This is a genomic window from Sporosarcina sp. P1, assembly GCF_002743155.1.
Taxonomy (GTDB): domain Bacteria; phylum Bacillota; class Bacilli; order Bacillales_A; family Planococcaceae; genus Sporosarcina; species Sporosarcina ureae_B.
The window spans coordinates 1-17,386 of the sequence record NZ_PDYS01000018.1 but is presented as its reverse complement, the minus strand read 5'-3'; the positions used below and the strand labels follow the sequence as shown (position 1 = coordinate 17,386).

The following is a 17,386-nucleotide window of genomic DNA, read 5'->3' as shown; positions in this document are numbered from 1 at the left end:
ACCCATTTACTCCGTCTTCTCAAGTGGGACTTCGATTTGTGCTGGCGTTTGCTCTCCTTTCGAATAGATTTGAGGTACTTTCCCTCTAATTAATCCCATTGCGATAGGAATTTCCTGTTCTACGACACTCTTACTTGTCGCTAGCGGAACTATGATCTGTACATTCACTTGCAACATCAGATTCACTTCTACATACGCATTGTTAATGCCGAATTCCCGTATATTTGTTTCAACGTTCGCATGTACATCACCCACGACATGAAAACGTATAGGGATTTTCGGTCCCAAGTTACCGATTAGCGGTATATTCGTCGCTTGCCCAAGTGGAACGAAGAACACGATACCTTGTTCTTTTTGCATGCGATCTGGATTATACTCGAGATCTCCGAGTGGCGGTAACATATCCAAATCTCCGCCTTCAGCACGCTCTAGATGATCTTCTACGAGTTGATGAATTTCTGACATGACTTGGCTGATGATTTCTGCGTTAAATTTAGTCGTCACCGTATCTGTCGTATTATCGGGAATATTTTCGATAATTTCATTAACATCGTAGACACTCGTGGACCGATTTTTAATAGCTTGACTGATAACGTGACTAGCTATTTTCTGCGTTTGCACTTCGGCATATTGTGTATAGATTGGCGTTAACTGTTTATTGACCGTATAGAAAAATATCGCCACTCCCACCAAAATTGTCGGGATGACAAAGCGCAGTATAGTTTTGCCATAATTAAATTTCTTTGGTCGTTTCTGATTCGTATAAAACCGCATGAAAACGCCTCCTACTTCACATTATGCGAAATAAGAGGCGGACATAACTAGCGCTCATTGAAATATTTTCTTCCATACCAACCGAGAATATCGCGAATCATTTCTGGCATGATATATTCTTTTTTCGCTTCCTTTAATAACGGATAGAAAAAGCCGAACGTGAACATATCAAGTGTGGCCAACGTATACATTTCACCAGGCTCCACCAAACGATTGCCTGCAAATAATTTTCCGTCCATGTTGCGGTATAAATGTTCATGTATCATGCTACCCATCAGCGTACCACGAAATCCTAAACCTCTTATCGGAAGTTCTGTCCACTTTGGATCAAGTGACTCCTCGTAGATCGTCAACAAATCAGCACCATCCAGATGGATAAGGCAAGGATTGATAGGGTGTGGCAATAAAGAATGCAAATCCCCTTTCGTCACCCACCCTTTACCTAAACTACCAAGGAAAATCCCTGCATTGAATAGTGCACAGTCGGCATCGAGATACGTAAGTAATGCGCGACCAAACAGCGACGATAATGGACTATCTCCTGTTAAGCGCTGTGATAATGGTGCAGGATTATAAAATACTGGAGCTTCTAGAGCCTCTTCTCCTTTAGCAAATAAGCTATTCACTTGTTCAATATCCGCTTCTGACATTTCCATCATCTGTGTTGGAAAAACCTCTGCTTTCATATGAACGACTTGACCTGTCATACGGTCTATATCGACTTGAACATGACCGACATAATGACCAAACTTTTCTGCTGCCGCAAGTAATGTGTCATCGATCCATTCACCATGTTGTAATAAATGATGCGTGTGTGCACCTAAAATCACATCGATTTCCGGACATTGCGCAGCCAAAAGACGGTCTTCATTGATGCCTAAATGCGAAAGACAAACGATGACATCGCATTGCGGACGCAAGTTGCGTGCCATTTCCTGCAACGCCGTGTGCGGTTCGCCTACGCTCCAGCCAAGTTGTTCATAAAACGCGTAGTATGGCGCCGTGGCACCTATGACACCGACGCGCACACCTTCTGTAGTCTCATATACCTTGGACGTTTTCGCCCAGTACGGCAGCTTACCATCCAGTTCAGTCAAGTTGCAGAGCATTACATCAAAGTGCGCGTCTTCATATAATCTATTCAGCGCTTCCTTAGACATGGTGATTCCTTCATTATTGCCAATCGTTACTGCGTCATATCCTGCGTCGTTTAATAATTCGATATTTCCTTTACCTTCTGTTCCTTCGGTAAACGGATGTGACCGATCAATATGGTCTCCAATATCAAATAGAAAATAAGACTCCCCATTGGCTTCCGCTAGTTGCTTCCGCTTTTTAAGAAAGTGATGAATTTGCGGCCAATTTTCGAAATGACTATGGATGTCATTCGTATGATAAATATGAATCGTCGCTACTGTTTCCTTCATATGTGTCAACCCCAAATCCCCTCATAAATGGAATGTAGTCCAAAGACGAGTAAAATGATGCGTATGACTAAAACTAATGTCTCTGATTTCATTTTGCTATTTAAATAGGCTCCGAGCATTCCACCGAAATAGGCTCCCGGCACAACAGGAATCGTATAGAGCCACGGCACATGACCGAGTGAAATATGCGAAATCGAATTGACGATTGCTGATAAAAATACCATCAGCATGGATGTCGCGACAGCCACATGTGGCGGGAACAAGAAGAGTAAAATCATTGCCGGCACGATCATCGTACCGCCACCAATTCCGAATAACCCCGATGTAAATCCAATGAACAACGCCAATAGGATAGCAAACCAAATTGGGTATCCATAGATATGCGTTTTACCTTGGGGATCAGTAAATTTGATCTTTTTTCCGTTGTCCACAAACCATCTAATCGGTTTCAAATATTTCCTCGTTAATAACAGTGTAGATAAAACAATGAGCAATATACCAAAATATAAATTAAATGAAGACAAACTTACGCTTTTATTGACTAGCGCACCGAGTACGATCCCAGGTATACTCGCAGCGAAAAATAAAATGGCACTACGATAATCAATTGTCTTTACTTTCATATAGGACAGTGTCGATCCAAGTCCGTTCGCAATCATCATGATGACCGACAAGCCCACTACACTTTGTGGTGTAATATCAGGTATCATTCCTAAATTTAATCCGACAAATAATGTGACAGGAACCAAAATTGTTCCGCCACCCAGGCCAGCAATCGAACCGATAATCCCCGATGCTAAACCAATGAAAGCAAGTACAACAAACTCCATTAGTGATCCTCCTCAAACAAATCCATTTGCTTGGTGAGAGGCTGACCATATTCTATGTTGAGTAATCCTGCAAATTGTTTGGCGTTTTTCGCGGCATGCTGGCCGGAGTTATTATTAAAGATGACAAATACTTCTTCTGTCTGTTTCTCAAGATGTTTAACGATTTCACTCATACTCTCTAACTCTTTTTCATTATAATCATAAAGATAGCGAACTTTACGCCATGCCTTACTATCTCCCATTGTATTGACCCATCCTTTATCATTGCGCCCGTGGAGACGTAACAGCACTTTCGGATCAGTCGAAACGGGGACTAGAGGCACACTGCCGTCCCCTACTTGTGGCTCATCACAAACGACGTGGATGATGTGCAAGTCTTTTAGAAAGTCGAGTGTTTTTTCTCGATAAGCTGGAGAATACCACGTTTGATTGCGAAACTCCACAGCAATCGGTAACGGCTGTAATTGTTCATGCACATAGCGAATGCGATCAACGTTTTCCTTCTTGCAATCAAACCAAGGCGGAAACTGTACCAGTACCATCGCTAGCTTCCCCGCTTCAACAAACGATGTCATCGACAGTTTAAACAGCGAGAACATTTCTTCTTCAGAATCATAGGGTAACTTTCCACGCTGATGACCTGTGATGCCCTGATACGCCTTCACGATGAATTGGAAATTAGCAGGCGTTTCCTCTGTCCATTTATCCATAACTTTCTTTGATTGTATAGCATAAAACGTCGAATCTAGTTCGACGATTGGAAAGTGTTTACTATAGTCTAGTAGTTTTTTATTTGCGACTGTATTTTCATTATATAGGCTCGGATGGTCTCCCCACCCTGTCAGACCAACATGTATCATGGAAAGACCTCCTCTTATTATCTTTAGCTTAGTGTATCATATCTTATGTATTTTTAGAAAAACCGTACTTCTTGACTTGATTTTACTATTCTCTATATTTCCTAGGTTCCGATCAATTGTATTTCCAAGTAAAAAGCGCCTCGAGATAGAATCCTCGAGACGCCTCTTTACTATTTACCCTTGCCACGCATTCATTCCACCACGTACATTCGTTACATTCAAGAATCCTGCTTTTTTCAGTTGGCCTGCTGCATTCGAACTACGCATGCCACTTTGACAGATGACAATAACTTCTTGATCTTTCTTCAGCGTTCCCAATTTATTCGAAAGCACATTCAATGGGATATTCTTAAATTCCTTTATATGGCGTCCTTTATATTCAGCCGGTGAACGCACATCGATAAACTGGACGTTCTGTTCTTTTATTCTAGCTTTTAATTGTTCAGTCGTGATTGAATGCACACCTTTTGCAGGCTTCATTCGCCAAACTATTAAGCCGACGATGAGTGCTATGACGATCCATCCCATAATGCGTACCTCCTTTTAATGAGTCCATTCTATGATGACGAGAATTACACCCATCACCGCAAACGCTATGTTGCCGATACAAAAGCGCGGAAATAATTTCTTTTCCATTTCTTCTGTTGATTGGATTGTACAGCTTCGGTTGAATAAAATCTGCTGGAATTTATTCATGCATCTAGTGCAGCGTGAATACTTGCTGGATCAAAGCCGATAATCCACTTTCCATTCAACTGAGTTTGCGGAACGCCCATCTGTCCTGTTAATTCCACGAGACGTTCTCCCACTGCAGGATGTGTAGAGACATTGATCGTCTCATAAGGCACATGGATTTCATCAAGATAATTTGTCATCAACGTACAATAAGGACAAGTAGAGGATACATATACAGTTGCTTTTTCAGACATATGAAAAACTCCTTTCCATTCGTTAATACATTTAGTATATACCCCGCCAGGTATAAAATCAATCAATTGATTCTTAGACGCGAAGGTGTTTGTCTTTAAAGAAGAGCAGGCTACTTACTTCTTTAACCGAATGCAAACTAAATCTATTCACTAACACTACATATCAATAGAAAAAACAAGCATGTCTGAATTAAACCATACTTGTTTTTTCATGATTCTATGGACGTTTTAATTTTACGCAATATTCTTATCTGCTCGCTGTATTCACTCTATCGCCTACCAACTTATCCTTTGCTTCACTATACTCTTTGGCTAATTGTGCAACATAATCTTTTGTCGGTTGTACTTTATCGATTATACCGATTCCTTGACCACAGCCCCAAATATCTTTCCAAGCTTTTTGGCCTGCATCTCCGCCAAAATTCATTTTACTAGGATCACTTTCCGGTAAGTTATCTGGATCTAAGCCCGAAGCACGAATGGACGTAGCTAAATAATTTCCGTGTATTCCAGTGAAATAATTACTGTACACAATATCATCCGAAGTTGCGTCTACGATTGCCTGTTTATATTCTTCAACTGCTCTCGCTTCTTCAGTAGCGATGAATGGCGACCCGATGTATGCAAAGTCTGCCCCCATAGCTTCGGCTGCCAATACGCTTCCGCCAGTCGCTATAGAACCGCCAAGTGCCAGTGGCCCATCGAACCATTCACGGATTTCTTGAACGAGTGCGAACGGACTTTTAGGACCCGCGTGCCCTCCCGCTCCTGCAGCGACTGCAATTAAACCATCTGCACCTTTTTCAATTGCTTTCTTTGCGAACATATTATTGATCACGTCATGCAATACAATTCCGCCATAACTATGGGCTGCCTCGTAGACGTCTTCTCTTGCACCTAGAGATGTAATAATGATGGGAACTTTATACTTCACACATAGTTCCATATCTTCCTGCAATCTTTCATTAGACCGGTGAACGATTTGGTTGATCGCAAATGGCGCAGCTGGTTTAGTAGGATTTTTTGCGTTGTAGTCAGCTAATTCTTCTGTGATCTCGATCAACCACTCTTCGAATTGGGCAACCGGTCTTGCGTTTAGAGAAGGCATAGAACCGATTACTCCTGCTTTACACTGCTCAATCACCGTCTTAGGATTACTAATAATGAACATCGGGGATGCGATCACCGGAAGACTCATACTCTTTTTCAATTCTACTAAATTCATCAGTAACACTCTCCTTTTATCGTAAGCGCTTTCAAAATGTGTTCAGTGTATTTCTGTAAAGAACGTACACTGCTACTCTTCAAAAATCTTCATTCTTTGATACATGTATATACATGTATTTTACTTGATTTTTTTGAGTTGTCAATCAATTTATGAATGAAGATTCATTTTTATGTGGTTCAACTTTTAAATTCATCAATCACTTTCTGTAGTGACTCCAACTTCTTCAGTAAGTCCATATACTCTGATTTGCCGATAGCGCCTTCAATTTGTTCCTGCACTTGTGTCCAGATAGGAGTAGCCTCATTTAACTTCCCGTAGCCTAATCCTGTTATCGTGACCACTTTAGTTCGCGAGTCCTGTTTCGCTCTCTTGATCTGCACAAAGCCGGAATCATGTAATATGTTCAAGTTACGCGTAACAGTCGTTTGATCCAACAACATAATCTCGCCTAATTTACTAATCGAAATATCTGGCGATGTATAAATATTGCCGAGCATATAATATTGAGTGATTTTCAATCCAGTAGGTTTCAATAAATGATTGTACAGTTGCGTTAGTGAACCAGATACCGTTCGAAGATTTGCACTAGCACACACGTCAATAATATAATTTGCTTGCTCTTGATCCAAGTCTTTTGTCATGATGTCCACCTCTTTCCTTACAATGAAGATCGCAATGTTTCAGCCGTCTTGATAATTTATTCTAGTATATATGTATGTGTATACTTTTAAAAGTTGGATTTCTCTTGACTCTTAGTAGTATGCTTCTACTACATGTATATACATGTAGTAGAAGTATATCATTGAAATGGAGGCAGGGAAAATGATGAAAGAACTTAATTTATTGGATAGTATGGATTTAGAACAAACATTGATTGGCGCATTGGGAATTACTTTTAAAGAACTTGATCCTGACAAAGTCGTCTGTGAAATGCCGGTTGGTCCGAAAACCATTCAGCCTATGGGATTGCTGCATGGAGGTGCTTCAGTAGCTCTCGCAGAAACTGCGGCTAGCATTGCAGCTGCTTTAAACGTAAATCCCGAAACGCATTATCCAGTCGGCCTGGAAATCAATGCGAATCACATACGAGGTAAAAAAGATGGCATCGTCACCGCTACTGCCGTTCCATTCCATAAAGGACGCACATCAATGGTTTGGGATATCCAAATCACGGATGAGGCAGGTAAATTAATTAGTGTTTCGAGATGTACGATTGCTGTTGTTGAGAAAAAGTGAGATAAATACAAAAAAACGTGCCGACCAACCGAATTGAATCGGCATGAAATCGGCACGTTGCTTTATTCAACTGTTAGGAATATCGCATAAACGTTGAGTTAACAACCCTTACCCAATACTACCTTCCATTTCGAACTTGATCAGACGGTTCATCTCTACCGCATATTCCATCGGTAGCTCTTTTGTGAATGGCTCGATGAAGCCCATAACGATCATTTCTGTTGCTTCCAATTCAGGAATACCGCGGCTCATCAAATAGAAGAGCTGCTCTTCAGAAACTTTCGATACTTTTGCTTCGTGTTCCAATGAAATATTGTTATTCAAGATTTCATTGTATGGAATTGTATCTGAAGTAGATAGTTTATCCATGATCAACGTATCACACTCAATGTTGGCGCGAGCTCCGTCCGCATTACGTCCGAAGTGGACAATTCCGCGATACGTTACTTTTCCGCCGTGTTGAGAGATGGATTTTGAAACAATAGTAGAAGACGTATTAGGTGCCAAGTGCATCATTTTCGCGCCGGCATCTTGGTGCTGTCCTTTACCTGCTAATGCGATCGATAACGTCATACCACGTGAGCCTTCACCTTTTAGGATGACTGCTGGGTATTTCATCGTCAATTTAGAACCAATGTTGCCATCAATCCATTCCATTGTCGCATTCGCTTCACATACTGCACGCTTCGTTACCAAGTTGTAGACGTTGTTCGCCCAGTTTTGGATCGTTGTGTAACGGCAATATGCATCTTTTTTGATGATGATTTCAACAACCGCACTGTGTAGTGAGTTAGTTGTGTAAACAGGTGCTGTACACCCTTCTACGTAGTGAACGCTTGCGCCTTCGTCTACGATGATCATCGTACGCTCGAACTGTCCCATGTTTTCCGAGTTAATACGGAAATAGGCTTGTAGCGGTGTTTCTACTTTTACGCCAGGTGGTACATAGATAAATGATCCACCAGACCATACAGCAGAGTTTAACGCTGAGAATTTATTGTCTGAGTTCGGTATTACCGTACCCCAATATTGTTTGAACAACTCTTCGTTTTCACGAAGTGCAGAATCCGTGTCTTTAAAGACAATTCCTAGATCAGTTAGTTCTTCTTTCATATTGTGGTAAACCACTTCAGATTCATACTGTGCAGATACACCTGCCAAGTATTTTTGTTCCGCTTCAGGAATACCTAGTTTATCAAACGTACGCTTGATCTCTTCAGGTACTTCATCCCAAGAAGTTTCTGCACCTTCAGATGGTTTTACGTAGTACGTGATTTCATCAAACTTCAATGAATTCAAGTCTCCGCCCCATTGTGGCATTGGCTTACTATAGAAAATCTCAAGAGATTTCAAACGGTAATCCAACATCCATTGTGGTTCTTCCTTCATTGAAGAAATTTCTTCCACTATCTCACGCGTTAATCCACGCTCTGAACGGAACACAGAAACGTCTTTGTCATGGAAACCGTATTTGTAATCGCCGATTTCCGGCATTTGTTTTGCCATTATTATTCCTCCGTTCCATAATTGCTCGTACTATGGCCAAGGTCATTGCGACTCGCCAGAGACTCCCTTTTCCATCGCCTTCCAGCTCAATGTTGCACATTTAATGCGGGCAGGGAATTGCGCGACACCCGATAATGCTTCTAGGTCGTCGAGGTCAATCGACTCGTCCAACTCTTTGCCTAACATCATGTCTGAAAAAGTATGTGCTAACTTAACTGCTTCTTCAGTTGTTTTACCTTTGATCATCTGTGTCATCATAGAAGCGGATGCCATGGAAATGGAACATCCTTCCCCTTCAAACTTGACGTCTTTGACGATGTCATCTTCTACGTTCATCGTTAAACGAATGACGTCACCGCAAGTCGGATTATTCATGTCAATCGTGACATTACCATTCTCCAAAACGCCTTTGTTTTTCGGGTGTTTATAATGCTCCATGATTACAGATCGATAAAGTTGATCTAGTTTATTAGTAGACATCGTTAAAATACTCCTTTGTTGTGCGAAGTCCTTCCACGAGGCGATCTACGTCATCAGTGGTGTTGTAAAGATAGAAGCTGGCACGCGCTGTTGAAGAAACTTCTAACCATTTCATCAATGGTTGTGCACAGTGATGACCGGCACGAACAGCTATACCATTCATATCGAGTACAGTTGCAACATCATGAGGATGGACATCATCTAAGTTGAATGTGACCAATCCTGCACGTTGATCGGGATCTCTTGGTCCATAAATGGTCAAGCCGTCGATTTCAGACATTTTATCCATAGCATAACCAGCTAGTTCGTGTTCATGCTGTTCGATTGCGTCCAAACCGATTTCTTCCAAGAAGTCGATGGCTGCACCGAGTCCAATAGCTCCTGCAATAATAGGTGTACCACCTTCGAATTTCCAAGGCAATTCTTTCCATGTGGATTCGTATAGCCCGACAAAATCAATCATTTCGCCGCCGAATTCAATAGGTTCCATATTATTGAGTAAATCCTTTTTACCGTAGAGGACACCGATACCGGTAGGTCCACACATTTTGTGTCCGGAAAATGCAAGGAAGTCGCAATCTAGATTCTGTACATCTATTTTTAAATGTGGAGCTGCTTGTGCAGCGTCCACACACATCACTGCACCGTGTTGATGGGCAATTTTTGTGATTTCTTCGATTGGATTCATCGTGCCGAGAACGTTGGAAACATACATGATAGAAACAATTTTCGTTTTATCGGTAATCGTTTCCCGTACTTTATCAAGTGATAACGTACCGTCTTCTTCTAAATCAATATATTTTAACACTGCGCCAGTTTCTTTAGCGAGCTGCTGCCACGGAATGATATTGGAGTGGTGCTCCATATGTGTAATGACGATTTCGTCACCTTCCGAGACATTGGCACGGCCATAACTTTGCGCAACCGTGTTAATAGCTGTTGTTGTACCGCGCATGAAGATGACTTCTTGCGTGGATTTAGCATTAATGAATTTACGGACTTTCTCACGAGCACCTTCATACCCATCTGTCGCACGATTTCCAAGTGTATGCACCCCACGGTGAACATTGGAATTATCAAAGCGATAATAGCGATCTAGTGCCTCGATTACTTGCACAGGCTTTTGTGAAGTCGCAGCGCTATCCAAGTAGACAAGTGGATGTCCATTGACTTCTTGGTCTAATATAGGGAAATGATTGCGGATGTCTTTGCTGAGCATTAGCGCACTTTCCTTTCAATAACCTCCGTCAATTGTTTTCTAACTCCTGCGATTGGCAATTTGCTAACAACTGGAGCTAAGAAACCATGAATGATGAGGCGTTCTGCTTCTTCTTGTGTAATACCACGGCTCATTAGATAGAACATTTGTAGTGGGTCCACACGTCCTACTGAAGCGGCGTGACCTGCCGTTACATCATTTTCATCAATGAGCAAAATCGGGTTCGCGTCTCCACGTCCTCTTTCACCTAACATGAGAATACGGGACTCTTGTACCGCGTTGGAACGAGTTGCCCCTTTTGCGATTCGGCCGATTCCGTTAAAGATAGCAGATGAGTTTTCTTTCATAACACCGTGCTTCAAGATGAAACCATCTGTATCAAGTCCCCAGTGGACGATTTCAGATGTGAAGTTTTGTTTCTGGCTACCGCGTCCAACCACAACGGATTTCATATCACTAGATGAGCCGTCACCGACTAAATGCGTGATGTTTTCAGAAATCGTATTGCTGTCGTTCATTAATCCAAGCGCCCACTCAATACGTGCGTGAGGTCCAGTAACACCGCGACGGTTGACATAAGTTGTCATACCTTCCGCTAATACGTCGACTGATCCGTAGACAATTTTCGCATTGGCCATAGCAAATACTTCAGCTACGATGTTTGCTTGTGTTGCTGCATGCTCCATAGTAGAAAGATAGCTTTCTACGTATGTTACTTGACTGTTTTCTTCTGCCACGATTACTACGTGGTTGAACAGTGATGCTTCTTCATTATCGTGAATGAAAAGGACTTGTAATGGATCTTCGATTACTACGTTTTTAGGTACGTAGACGAATACTCCACCGTTGATCAATGCTGCGTGAAGAGCTGTTAACTTATGCTCATCCACTTTCACACCGTCAGTCATCAAGTATTTCTGTAACAACTCACTGTGTTCGCGTGATGCTGTAAAGATATCCGTCAAAATAACACCTTGTGACTTCAAATCTTCAGACAATGAAAGGTATGCAGGTGTATTATTGTGCTGCACGTAAATATTTTGTTGTTGTTCGTCATCGATTAATGCTTTCGCTTCAGTTGGCAATTCTTCCAATCCTGCGAAAATCGAGCTCTCAACTGTATGTGAAGGGAATTCTGTGAAATTCCATTTTGTAATTTTAGTTTTATCTGGTCTTGGCATTTCGAGCACTTCAGCTTTTGCTAGAGCGTTCGAACGAAAATCTGCCATCCAAGCAGCTTCCTCCACTTTTGCGGAATAAGAGCGGACGTCTTGTTCGGTCAATGCCAATGTTGTTTCAACCGTCATTTTGAGTCGTCCCCTTTCTTATGCTTCTTGTCCAACAGTTTCGTCTTCGATACCTAGTTCATCTTTGATCCAGTCATAACCTTCAACTTCAAGTTTCTTAGCTAATTCAGAACCACCCGTTTTCACGATTCTACCTTGCATGATGATATGCACTTTATCCGGCGTGATATAGTCTAACAAACGTTGGTAGTGAGTGATGATCAAGCAACCAAAACCTTCGCCGCGCATTTGGTTGATTCCGTTAGAAACAATTTTCAATGCGTCGATATCCAGACCTGAGTCAATTTCGTCAAGTACTGCAAACTTCGGTTTCAACATCATAAGTTGGAGAATTTCATTACGCTTTTTCTCTCCACCTGAGAAACCTTCGTTTAAATAACGAGTTGCCATATCTTCATCCATTTCAAGAACTTCCATCTTGCTATCCATTTCACGAATAAATTTCATCAAAGAAATCTCATCGCCTTCTTCACGACGTGCGTTCACTCCAGAACGGAGGAAATCTGCGTTTGTTACGCCAGTGATTTCACTTGGATATTGCATAGCTAGGAATAGACCGGCTCTCGCACGCTCATCTACTTCCATCGCCAATACGTCTTCTCCATCAAGAGTAACTGATCCGGATGTAACTTCATATTTCGGGTGACCCATGATTGCTGATGCAAGCGTAGATTTCCCCGTACCATTTGGCCCCATGATTGCATGGATCTCATTTGTATTTATTGTTAAGGTAACACCTTTTAAGATTTCTTTGTCCTCAATTCGGACATGAAGATCTTTAATTTCCAAAATTGCCATTCCAATACCTCCAGTATAATCGCGTTGAATGGTTATTATCCATTCTCTATTTAGTATCATTCTAATCTTAACCCATATTCGAGTGGGTTGCAAATCTTTAAGAATCATTACACATATTGACTAATTTCATTGCAACCACGCGGATGAGTATATTTTTCACGATATTTATTTTTCATTTGACAACTAGTGAATGAGAATCAATCAGATCTTAGTACATAAGAAGTAGACAGCAAAAAAGCCGGTCAAGTAACCGACTTTTCTACTATTCTATACTTTTTTAGTGAAACGGTCGACGATCATCGCAAGCGCCCCGTCACCTGTAACGTTTGTTGCTGTTCCGAAACTATCTTGCGCTAAATACAGTGCAATCATTAAGGCTACCATGCTGTCACTGAATCCAAGCATAGTCGTGAGTAGCCCAGTAGCCGCGACAACTGCGCCACCCGGCACACCAGGAGCGGCAATCATCGTAACACCTAGCATAAAGATGAATTGCAAATACGAACCAAAACTTACATCAAACCCGTTCATCAGCATAACCCCGATAGAACAGGAAACAATCGTAATCGTACTACCCGATAAATGGATCGTTGCGAACAATGGTACCGCGAAATCCGTTACACGTTCTGAAGCACCCGTCTTTTTCGCTTGACGCAACGTAACCGGAATCGTTGCAGCAGAAGATTGTGTTCCGATAGCCGTCAAATACGCAGGTAGCATCGTTTTCATCAACACGAACGGATTCCGTTTGTTCAATGTACCCGCCACTGTGTACTGGAATGTTAACATGATCAAATGAAGAAGAATGATCATGATGAAAACAAATACAAAGACTGAAAGCACATTCGCTACTTCACCTGTATACGTCATATTCAGGAAAATCCCGAAAATATGGAAAGGTAGTAATGGAATAATGACGACAGAAATGACTTTGTTGATAATTAAATTAAATTCATCGAAGAACGACATCATCGTCTTCCCTTTAATCGCTGCCATTCCAATGCCAAGCACAAATGCCAATAGCAAAGCGGTCATGATCCCCATCATTGGATCCATTTCCATTTCGAAGAACGCTACTCCAGCTTCACGCGCGCCTTCTGCAATGTCCGTCTTCGTCGTGGGTTGAATGAAGTTCGGCAAAATATTCGTTGCTGCGAAATACGCAAGCAATCCCGCGATCACCGTAGATCCATACGCAAATGCAGCAGACATTCCTAGCAATTTCCCGGAACCTGCTCCAAGCTTTGCAATACTTGGTGCGATAAACGCAATGATAATCAGTGGAACGATAAAGTTCAAGAATCCACCGAATAACATATTAAATGTAGCTGCTAAGCGAACGAACCAATGCGCAAATCCTTCATGGATCATCGGCAATACTAAACCAAGTCCGATCGCCAGCCCAATGGCGATTAGAATTCGCCAAATGAGCCCTAATTTAAACTTCACAATACGTCCTCCTCAAATACACATATGTATTACTCAAACAAAATCAACTTTATCACAAGTCGATAGAATAAAGAAGATTTTGTTTGAATTTATTTGATGTTTTTCTTGTGGGTTGTGAGGAAGTGGATCTAGTGGAGTTGTTTGGAAGTTGGATGGTCTGCGGTAGTGGGGGATGTTACTACTTGTTGAGCGGGGCTTGTGTGGGATTGAGCGGGTTACGCGCTTGATAGAGCGTATAACCCCACACATTGAGCGGGCCACGCGCCCCATAGAGCGGATAAACCCACACATTGAGCGGGCCACGCGCTCCATAGAGCGGATAAACCAACTCATTGAGCGGGTCACGCGCGGGATTGAGCGGATAACCACACTCATTGAGCGGGTCACACGTTAGATAGAGCGGATAACCACACACATTGAGCGAGTCACGCGCGGGATTGAGCGGATACACCACCCCATAGAGCAAATCTCCCAACATATATACAAATAAAAAACCGGTAGCTGCGATAGCTACCGGCGGGCATTATTTTATTTCACGGGAACAACGGATCCAGACCATTCTTTCAAAATGAAATCTTGAATTTGCTCTGAAGTCAATACTTCTACTAATGCTTTGATTGCATCACTGTCTTCATTACCGCTCTTTACAGCAATTACGTTAACATATGGAGACTCTTTATCTTCCAATGCGATCGAATCTTCCATTGGATTCAAACCTGCATCGATTGCGAAGTTGGAGTTGATTAATAATGCGTCGCCTTCATCGTTATTATACAACTGAGGCATTAGCGCTGCTTCGTAGTTCGCATCAAACTTCAAGTTCTTTGGATTTTCTACGATATCGCCTACTTCGGCTTTCACTTTTTCCACGTCATCCGCTAGCTTGATCAAACCTTTTTCTTCAAGCATAGCAAGTACTCGACCGTGATCTGCAACAGAGTTACTGATTAAGATCGTCGCTCCGTCTGGAAGTTCTTCCAATGAGTCATATTTCTTAGAATACACACCGATTGGCTCGATGTGGATTGCGCCTGCATTGACGAAATCATAACCGAAATCGGCAATTTGGCTCTCTAGATAAGGAATGTGTTGGAAATAGTTCGCATCCAGTGTGCCTTCGTCCAAATCTTTGTTTGGCAGTACATAATCTGTGTAACTTTCAATTGTTAAATCATAGCCTTTTTCAGCTAATAATGGCTTAGCTTCTTCCAAAATTACAGCGTGTGGTGTGTTAGATGCGCCGACTACCAATGACGTTTTCTCGCCTTTTTCTGCTCCATCTGATGCTGCATTATCTTTACTACCTTCGTCTTTCGTTCCGCAAGCTGCCAATGCAAGCACTAGTACGGCTGCGAATAGACTGAATAAAAACTTCTTCATATCCACATTTCTCCCTCTCCATTATGGAATATTTCTATGGTTAACAGGTCTCCCTGAAAATCCTATTATCGCTTGTCCAAACGTTTTGCGATGAAATCACCGATAAATTGAATGATAAACACGATAATCAATACCAAAATCGTTGCCATTATAGTTACATCTTCACGGCTGCGCTGGAACCCTTCCAAATACGCGAGTGTACCTAGACCACCTGCACCGATCACTCCTGCCATTGCCGTATATCCGACAAGTGCAATCGAGGTTACGGTAATTCCCGAGACTAATGCCGGCATGGATTCAGGTAACAATACTTTGAAAATGATCGTCGACGTCTTAGCCCCCATTGAGCGCGCTGCTTCGATAACCCCTTTATCGATTTCCTGCAATGCAATCAATACCATACGGCCATAAAACGGAGCGGCACCGATAATCAATGCGGGCAAGGCGGCATTCGGTCCACGCATACTATCGAATAATAATTTCGTAAGAGGAATCAATAAAATAATCAAAATGATAAACGGAATCGATCGGAATATATTCACGAATGCGCCTGTAAAGACATGGGTTATTTTATTTGACCATAACTGACCAGGACTTGTTAAAAACAACAACAAACCAAGTGCGATACCGAAGACAAATGTAAAGAACGTGGAGTAGGCAGACATATAAAGTGTCTCACCGGTTGCTTCCCACATTTTATCCCAATTCACGTTCGGGAACCATTGCTCAATCATGGATCAGCACCTCCGTCTTCACTTCATTGGCATCCAAGAAAGCAATGGCTTCCTCTATAATCGCCGCGTCTCCTACTAGTTGCAAGACGAGTGTGCCGTATGCGCCGTCACGTGTCGTTGAAATATTTCCTTGCACGATGTTGACGTCGATTGGGAATTTGCGGATCAACTCCGCAAGTACTGGCTGCTCTGTACGTTCACCAATGAAAGCTAACTTGATCAACTTGCCATCAGGGGACTCTTGCTGTAAATGCGCCATCGCTGCGTCCGTATCACCGGTATCGGTCACCTGTGAAATGAAGCGCTTGGTAATTTCCGCTTGTGGAGATTGGAAGACATCCAGTACATTGCCGATTTCCACGACTTTCCCCGCTTCCATGACCGCCACGCGATGACAGATCTTGCGGATGACATGCATTTCATGCGTAATTAACACAATCGTTAGTCCAAGACGTTCATTAATGTCCGTCAATAAATCAAGAATCGCATTCGTCGTCTCAGGATCGAGTGCGGACGTTGCTTCATCACAAAGTAAGACTTCAGGATCATTTGCAAGCGCTCGCGCAATGCCGACACGTTGCTTCTGACCACCTGATAACTGCGATGGATATGCCTGTTCACGACCTGTCAATCCAACGAGATCGATCAATTCCTTCACTTTTTGCTTACGTGCCGATTTCTTCACGCCAGCAATTTCTAGAGGAAACATGATATTTTCTTCTACCGTTCTAGACCATAGTAAGTTAAAGTGCTGGAAGATCATGCTGATTTTTTGACGCGCATTGCGCAGGCCAGCACCTTGTAATGTCGTCATTTCTTGTCCGTGAATCAGAATACTGCCGGACGTCGGTGTTTCAAGACCGTTCAATAGTCGAATTAATGTACTTTTTCCTGCTCCACTGTACCCGATGACGCCGAAAATTTCTCCTTCTTCGATGGCTACTGTCACATCATCTACCGCGACAATTTCTGAACGGTTCAATTGGTATTTTTTATGAACGTTTGTTAGTTGAATCATTTTCCGCACCACCTCATTAAGTCTTTTTAATATGTCTTTCAGAACACTACTAACGCCTGTCGTGCCTTCACGGCGCTTTCCGCTTTAGTATCATCTAGCTACAAGCGCCAGGCTCTCGGGTCGTTTCAGACTTTCCAAAAAGGCAAAGAACGCCTTTGTGGTAAGTCCTCCAACGCCTGTCGTGCCTTCACGGCGCTTTCCGCTTTAGTAT

18 protein-coding genes are annotated in these 17,386 nt (G+C 42.3%); 1 reads left to right on the top strand and 17 read right to left on the bottom strand.

Annotated elements, in window-relative coordinates; all coding sequences use genetic code 11:
- Nucleotides 1-6 precede the first annotated feature (6 nt).
- The 8 genes from yunB to CSV73_RS13940 form a co-directional block, all read right to left on the bottom strand.
- Nucleotides 7-774 carry a sporulation protein YunB gene (gene yunB / locus CSV73_RS13975; protein ID WP_085131448.1) on the bottom strand — a complete coding sequence of 256 codons (768 nt, stop codon included), beginning with the start codon at nt 772-774 and terminating at the stop codon, nt 7-9.
- A gap of 47 nt (nt 775-821) precedes the next feature.
- Nucleotides 822-2,201, bottom strand: coding sequence for a bifunctional metallophosphatase/5'-nucleotidase (locus CSV73_RS13970; RefSeq protein WP_233202905.1), 1,380 nt, complete (start codon nt 2,199-2,201; stop codon nt 822-824).
- Nucleotides 2,202-2,206: 5 nt separating this feature from the next.
- On the bottom strand, nt 2,207-3,031 hold the full coding sequence (locus tag CSV73_RS13965) for a sulfite exporter TauE/SafE family protein (RefSeq protein ID WP_099627888.1): 825 nt from the start codon (nt 3,029-3,031) through the stop codon (nt 2,207-2,209).
- Nucleotides 3,031-3,891 (bottom strand): DUF72 domain-containing protein, encoded by an 861-nt coding sequence (locus CSV73_RS13960; protein WP_099627887.1) that lies wholly within the window; start codon nt 3,889-3,891, stop codon nt 3,031-3,033. The genes CSV73_RS13965 and CSV73_RS13960 overlap by 1 nt, the downstream gene beginning before the upstream one ends.
- 174 nt (nt 3,892-4,065) lie before the next feature.
- Nucleotides 4,066-4,419 carry a rhodanese-like domain-containing protein gene (locus tag CSV73_RS13955; RefSeq protein ID WP_199093131.1) on the bottom strand — a complete coding sequence of 118 codons (354 nt, stop codon included), beginning with the start codon at nt 4,417-4,419 and terminating at the stop codon, nt 4,066-4,068.
- 164 nt (nt 4,420-4,583) lie between these two features.
- Nucleotides 4,584-4,820 (bottom strand): glutaredoxin family protein, encoded by a 237-nt coding sequence (locus tag CSV73_RS13950; RefSeq protein WP_099627885.1) that lies wholly within the window; start codon nt 4,818-4,820, stop codon nt 4,584-4,586.
- 247 nt (nt 4,821-5,067) lie between these two features.
- Nucleotides 5,068-6,045 carry an NAD(P)H-dependent flavin oxidoreductase gene (locus tag CSV73_RS13945; RefSeq protein ID WP_099627884.1) on the bottom strand — a complete coding sequence of 326 codons (978 nt, stop codon included), beginning with the start codon at nt 6,043-6,045 and terminating at the stop codon, nt 5,068-5,070.
- Nucleotides 6,046-6,224: 179 nt separating this feature from the next.
- Nucleotides 6,225-6,689, bottom strand: a complete 465-nt coding sequence (locus CSV73_RS13940; protein WP_099627883.1) for a MarR family winged helix-turn-helix transcriptional regulator — start codon at nt 6,687-6,689, stop codon at nt 6,225-6,227.
- A 211-nt stretch (nt 6,690-6,900) separates the two neighbouring features.
- On the opposite strand from CSV73_RS13940, the gene CSV73_RS13935 reads away from it, so the two are divergent.
- Nucleotides 6,901-7,284: a hotdog fold thioesterase gene (locus tag CSV73_RS13935; protein ID WP_085133558.1), complete on the top strand. Its 384-nt coding sequence runs from the start codon at nt 6,901-6,903 to the stop codon at nt 7,282-7,284.
- A 108-nt stretch (nt 7,285-7,392) separates the two neighbouring features.
- Here the strand turns inward: CSV73_RS13935 and sufB are convergent, their stop codons facing one another.
- The 9 genes from sufB to CSV73_RS13890 form a co-directional block, all read right to left on the bottom strand.
- Complete coding sequence (sufB, locus tag CSV73_RS13930) at nt 7,393-8,790, bottom strand: Fe-S cluster assembly protein SufB (protein WP_099627882.1); 1,398 nt, start codon at nt 8,788-8,790, stop codon at nt 7,393-7,395.
- A gap of 42 nt (nt 8,791-8,832) precedes the next feature.
- Complete coding sequence (gene sufU / locus CSV73_RS13925; protein WP_085131457.1) at nt 8,833-9,270, bottom strand: Fe-S cluster assembly sulfur transfer protein SufU; 438 nt, start codon at nt 9,268-9,270, stop codon at nt 8,833-8,835.
- On the bottom strand, nt 9,260-10,489 hold the full coding sequence (locus CSV73_RS13920) for a cysteine desulfurase (RefSeq protein ID WP_099627881.1): 1,230 nt from the start codon (nt 10,487-10,489) through the stop codon (nt 9,260-9,262). The genes sufU and CSV73_RS13920 overlap by 11 nt, the downstream gene beginning before the upstream one ends.
- The gene (gene sufD, locus CSV73_RS13915; RefSeq protein WP_085131459.1) at nt 10,489-11,796 is read right to left on the bottom strand and encodes a Fe-S cluster assembly protein SufD; all 1,308 of its coding nucleotides are present in this window, start codon (nt 11,794-11,796) and stop codon (nt 10,489-10,491) included. Before sufD ends, CSV73_RS13920 begins: the two co-directional genes overlap by 1 nt.
- Before the next feature lie 18 nt (nt 11,797-11,814).
- Nucleotides 11,815-12,594, bottom strand: a complete 780-nt coding sequence (gene sufC / locus CSV73_RS13910) for a Fe-S cluster assembly ATPase SufC (protein ID WP_085131460.1) — start codon at nt 12,592-12,594, stop codon at nt 11,815-11,817.
- Nucleotides 12,595-12,861: 267 nt separating this feature from the next.
- On the bottom strand, nt 12,862-14,043 hold the full coding sequence (locus CSV73_RS13905) for a dicarboxylate/amino acid:cation symporter (RefSeq protein ID WP_099627880.1): 1,182 nt from the start codon (nt 14,041-14,043) through the stop codon (nt 12,862-12,864).
- 528 nt (nt 14,044-14,571) lie between these two features.
- A complete protein-coding gene (locus CSV73_RS13900) occupies nt 14,572-15,423 on the bottom strand; it encodes a MetQ/NlpA family ABC transporter substrate-binding protein (protein ID WP_099627902.1) in 852 nt (283 codons plus the stop codon).
- Between the two features lie 65 nt (nt 15,424-15,488).
- Nucleotides 15,489-16,157 (bottom strand): methionine ABC transporter permease, encoded by a 669-nt coding sequence (locus tag CSV73_RS13895; RefSeq protein ID WP_085131463.1) that lies wholly within the window; start codon nt 16,155-16,157, stop codon nt 15,489-15,491.
- Nucleotides 16,150-17,175 (bottom strand): methionine ABC transporter ATP-binding protein, encoded by a 1,026-nt coding sequence (locus tag CSV73_RS13890; protein ID WP_085131464.1) that lies wholly within the window; start codon nt 17,173-17,175, stop codon nt 16,150-16,152. The genes CSV73_RS13895 and CSV73_RS13890 overlap by 8 nt, the downstream gene beginning before the upstream one ends.
- Between the last annotated feature and the right edge of the window lie 211 nt (nt 17,176-17,386).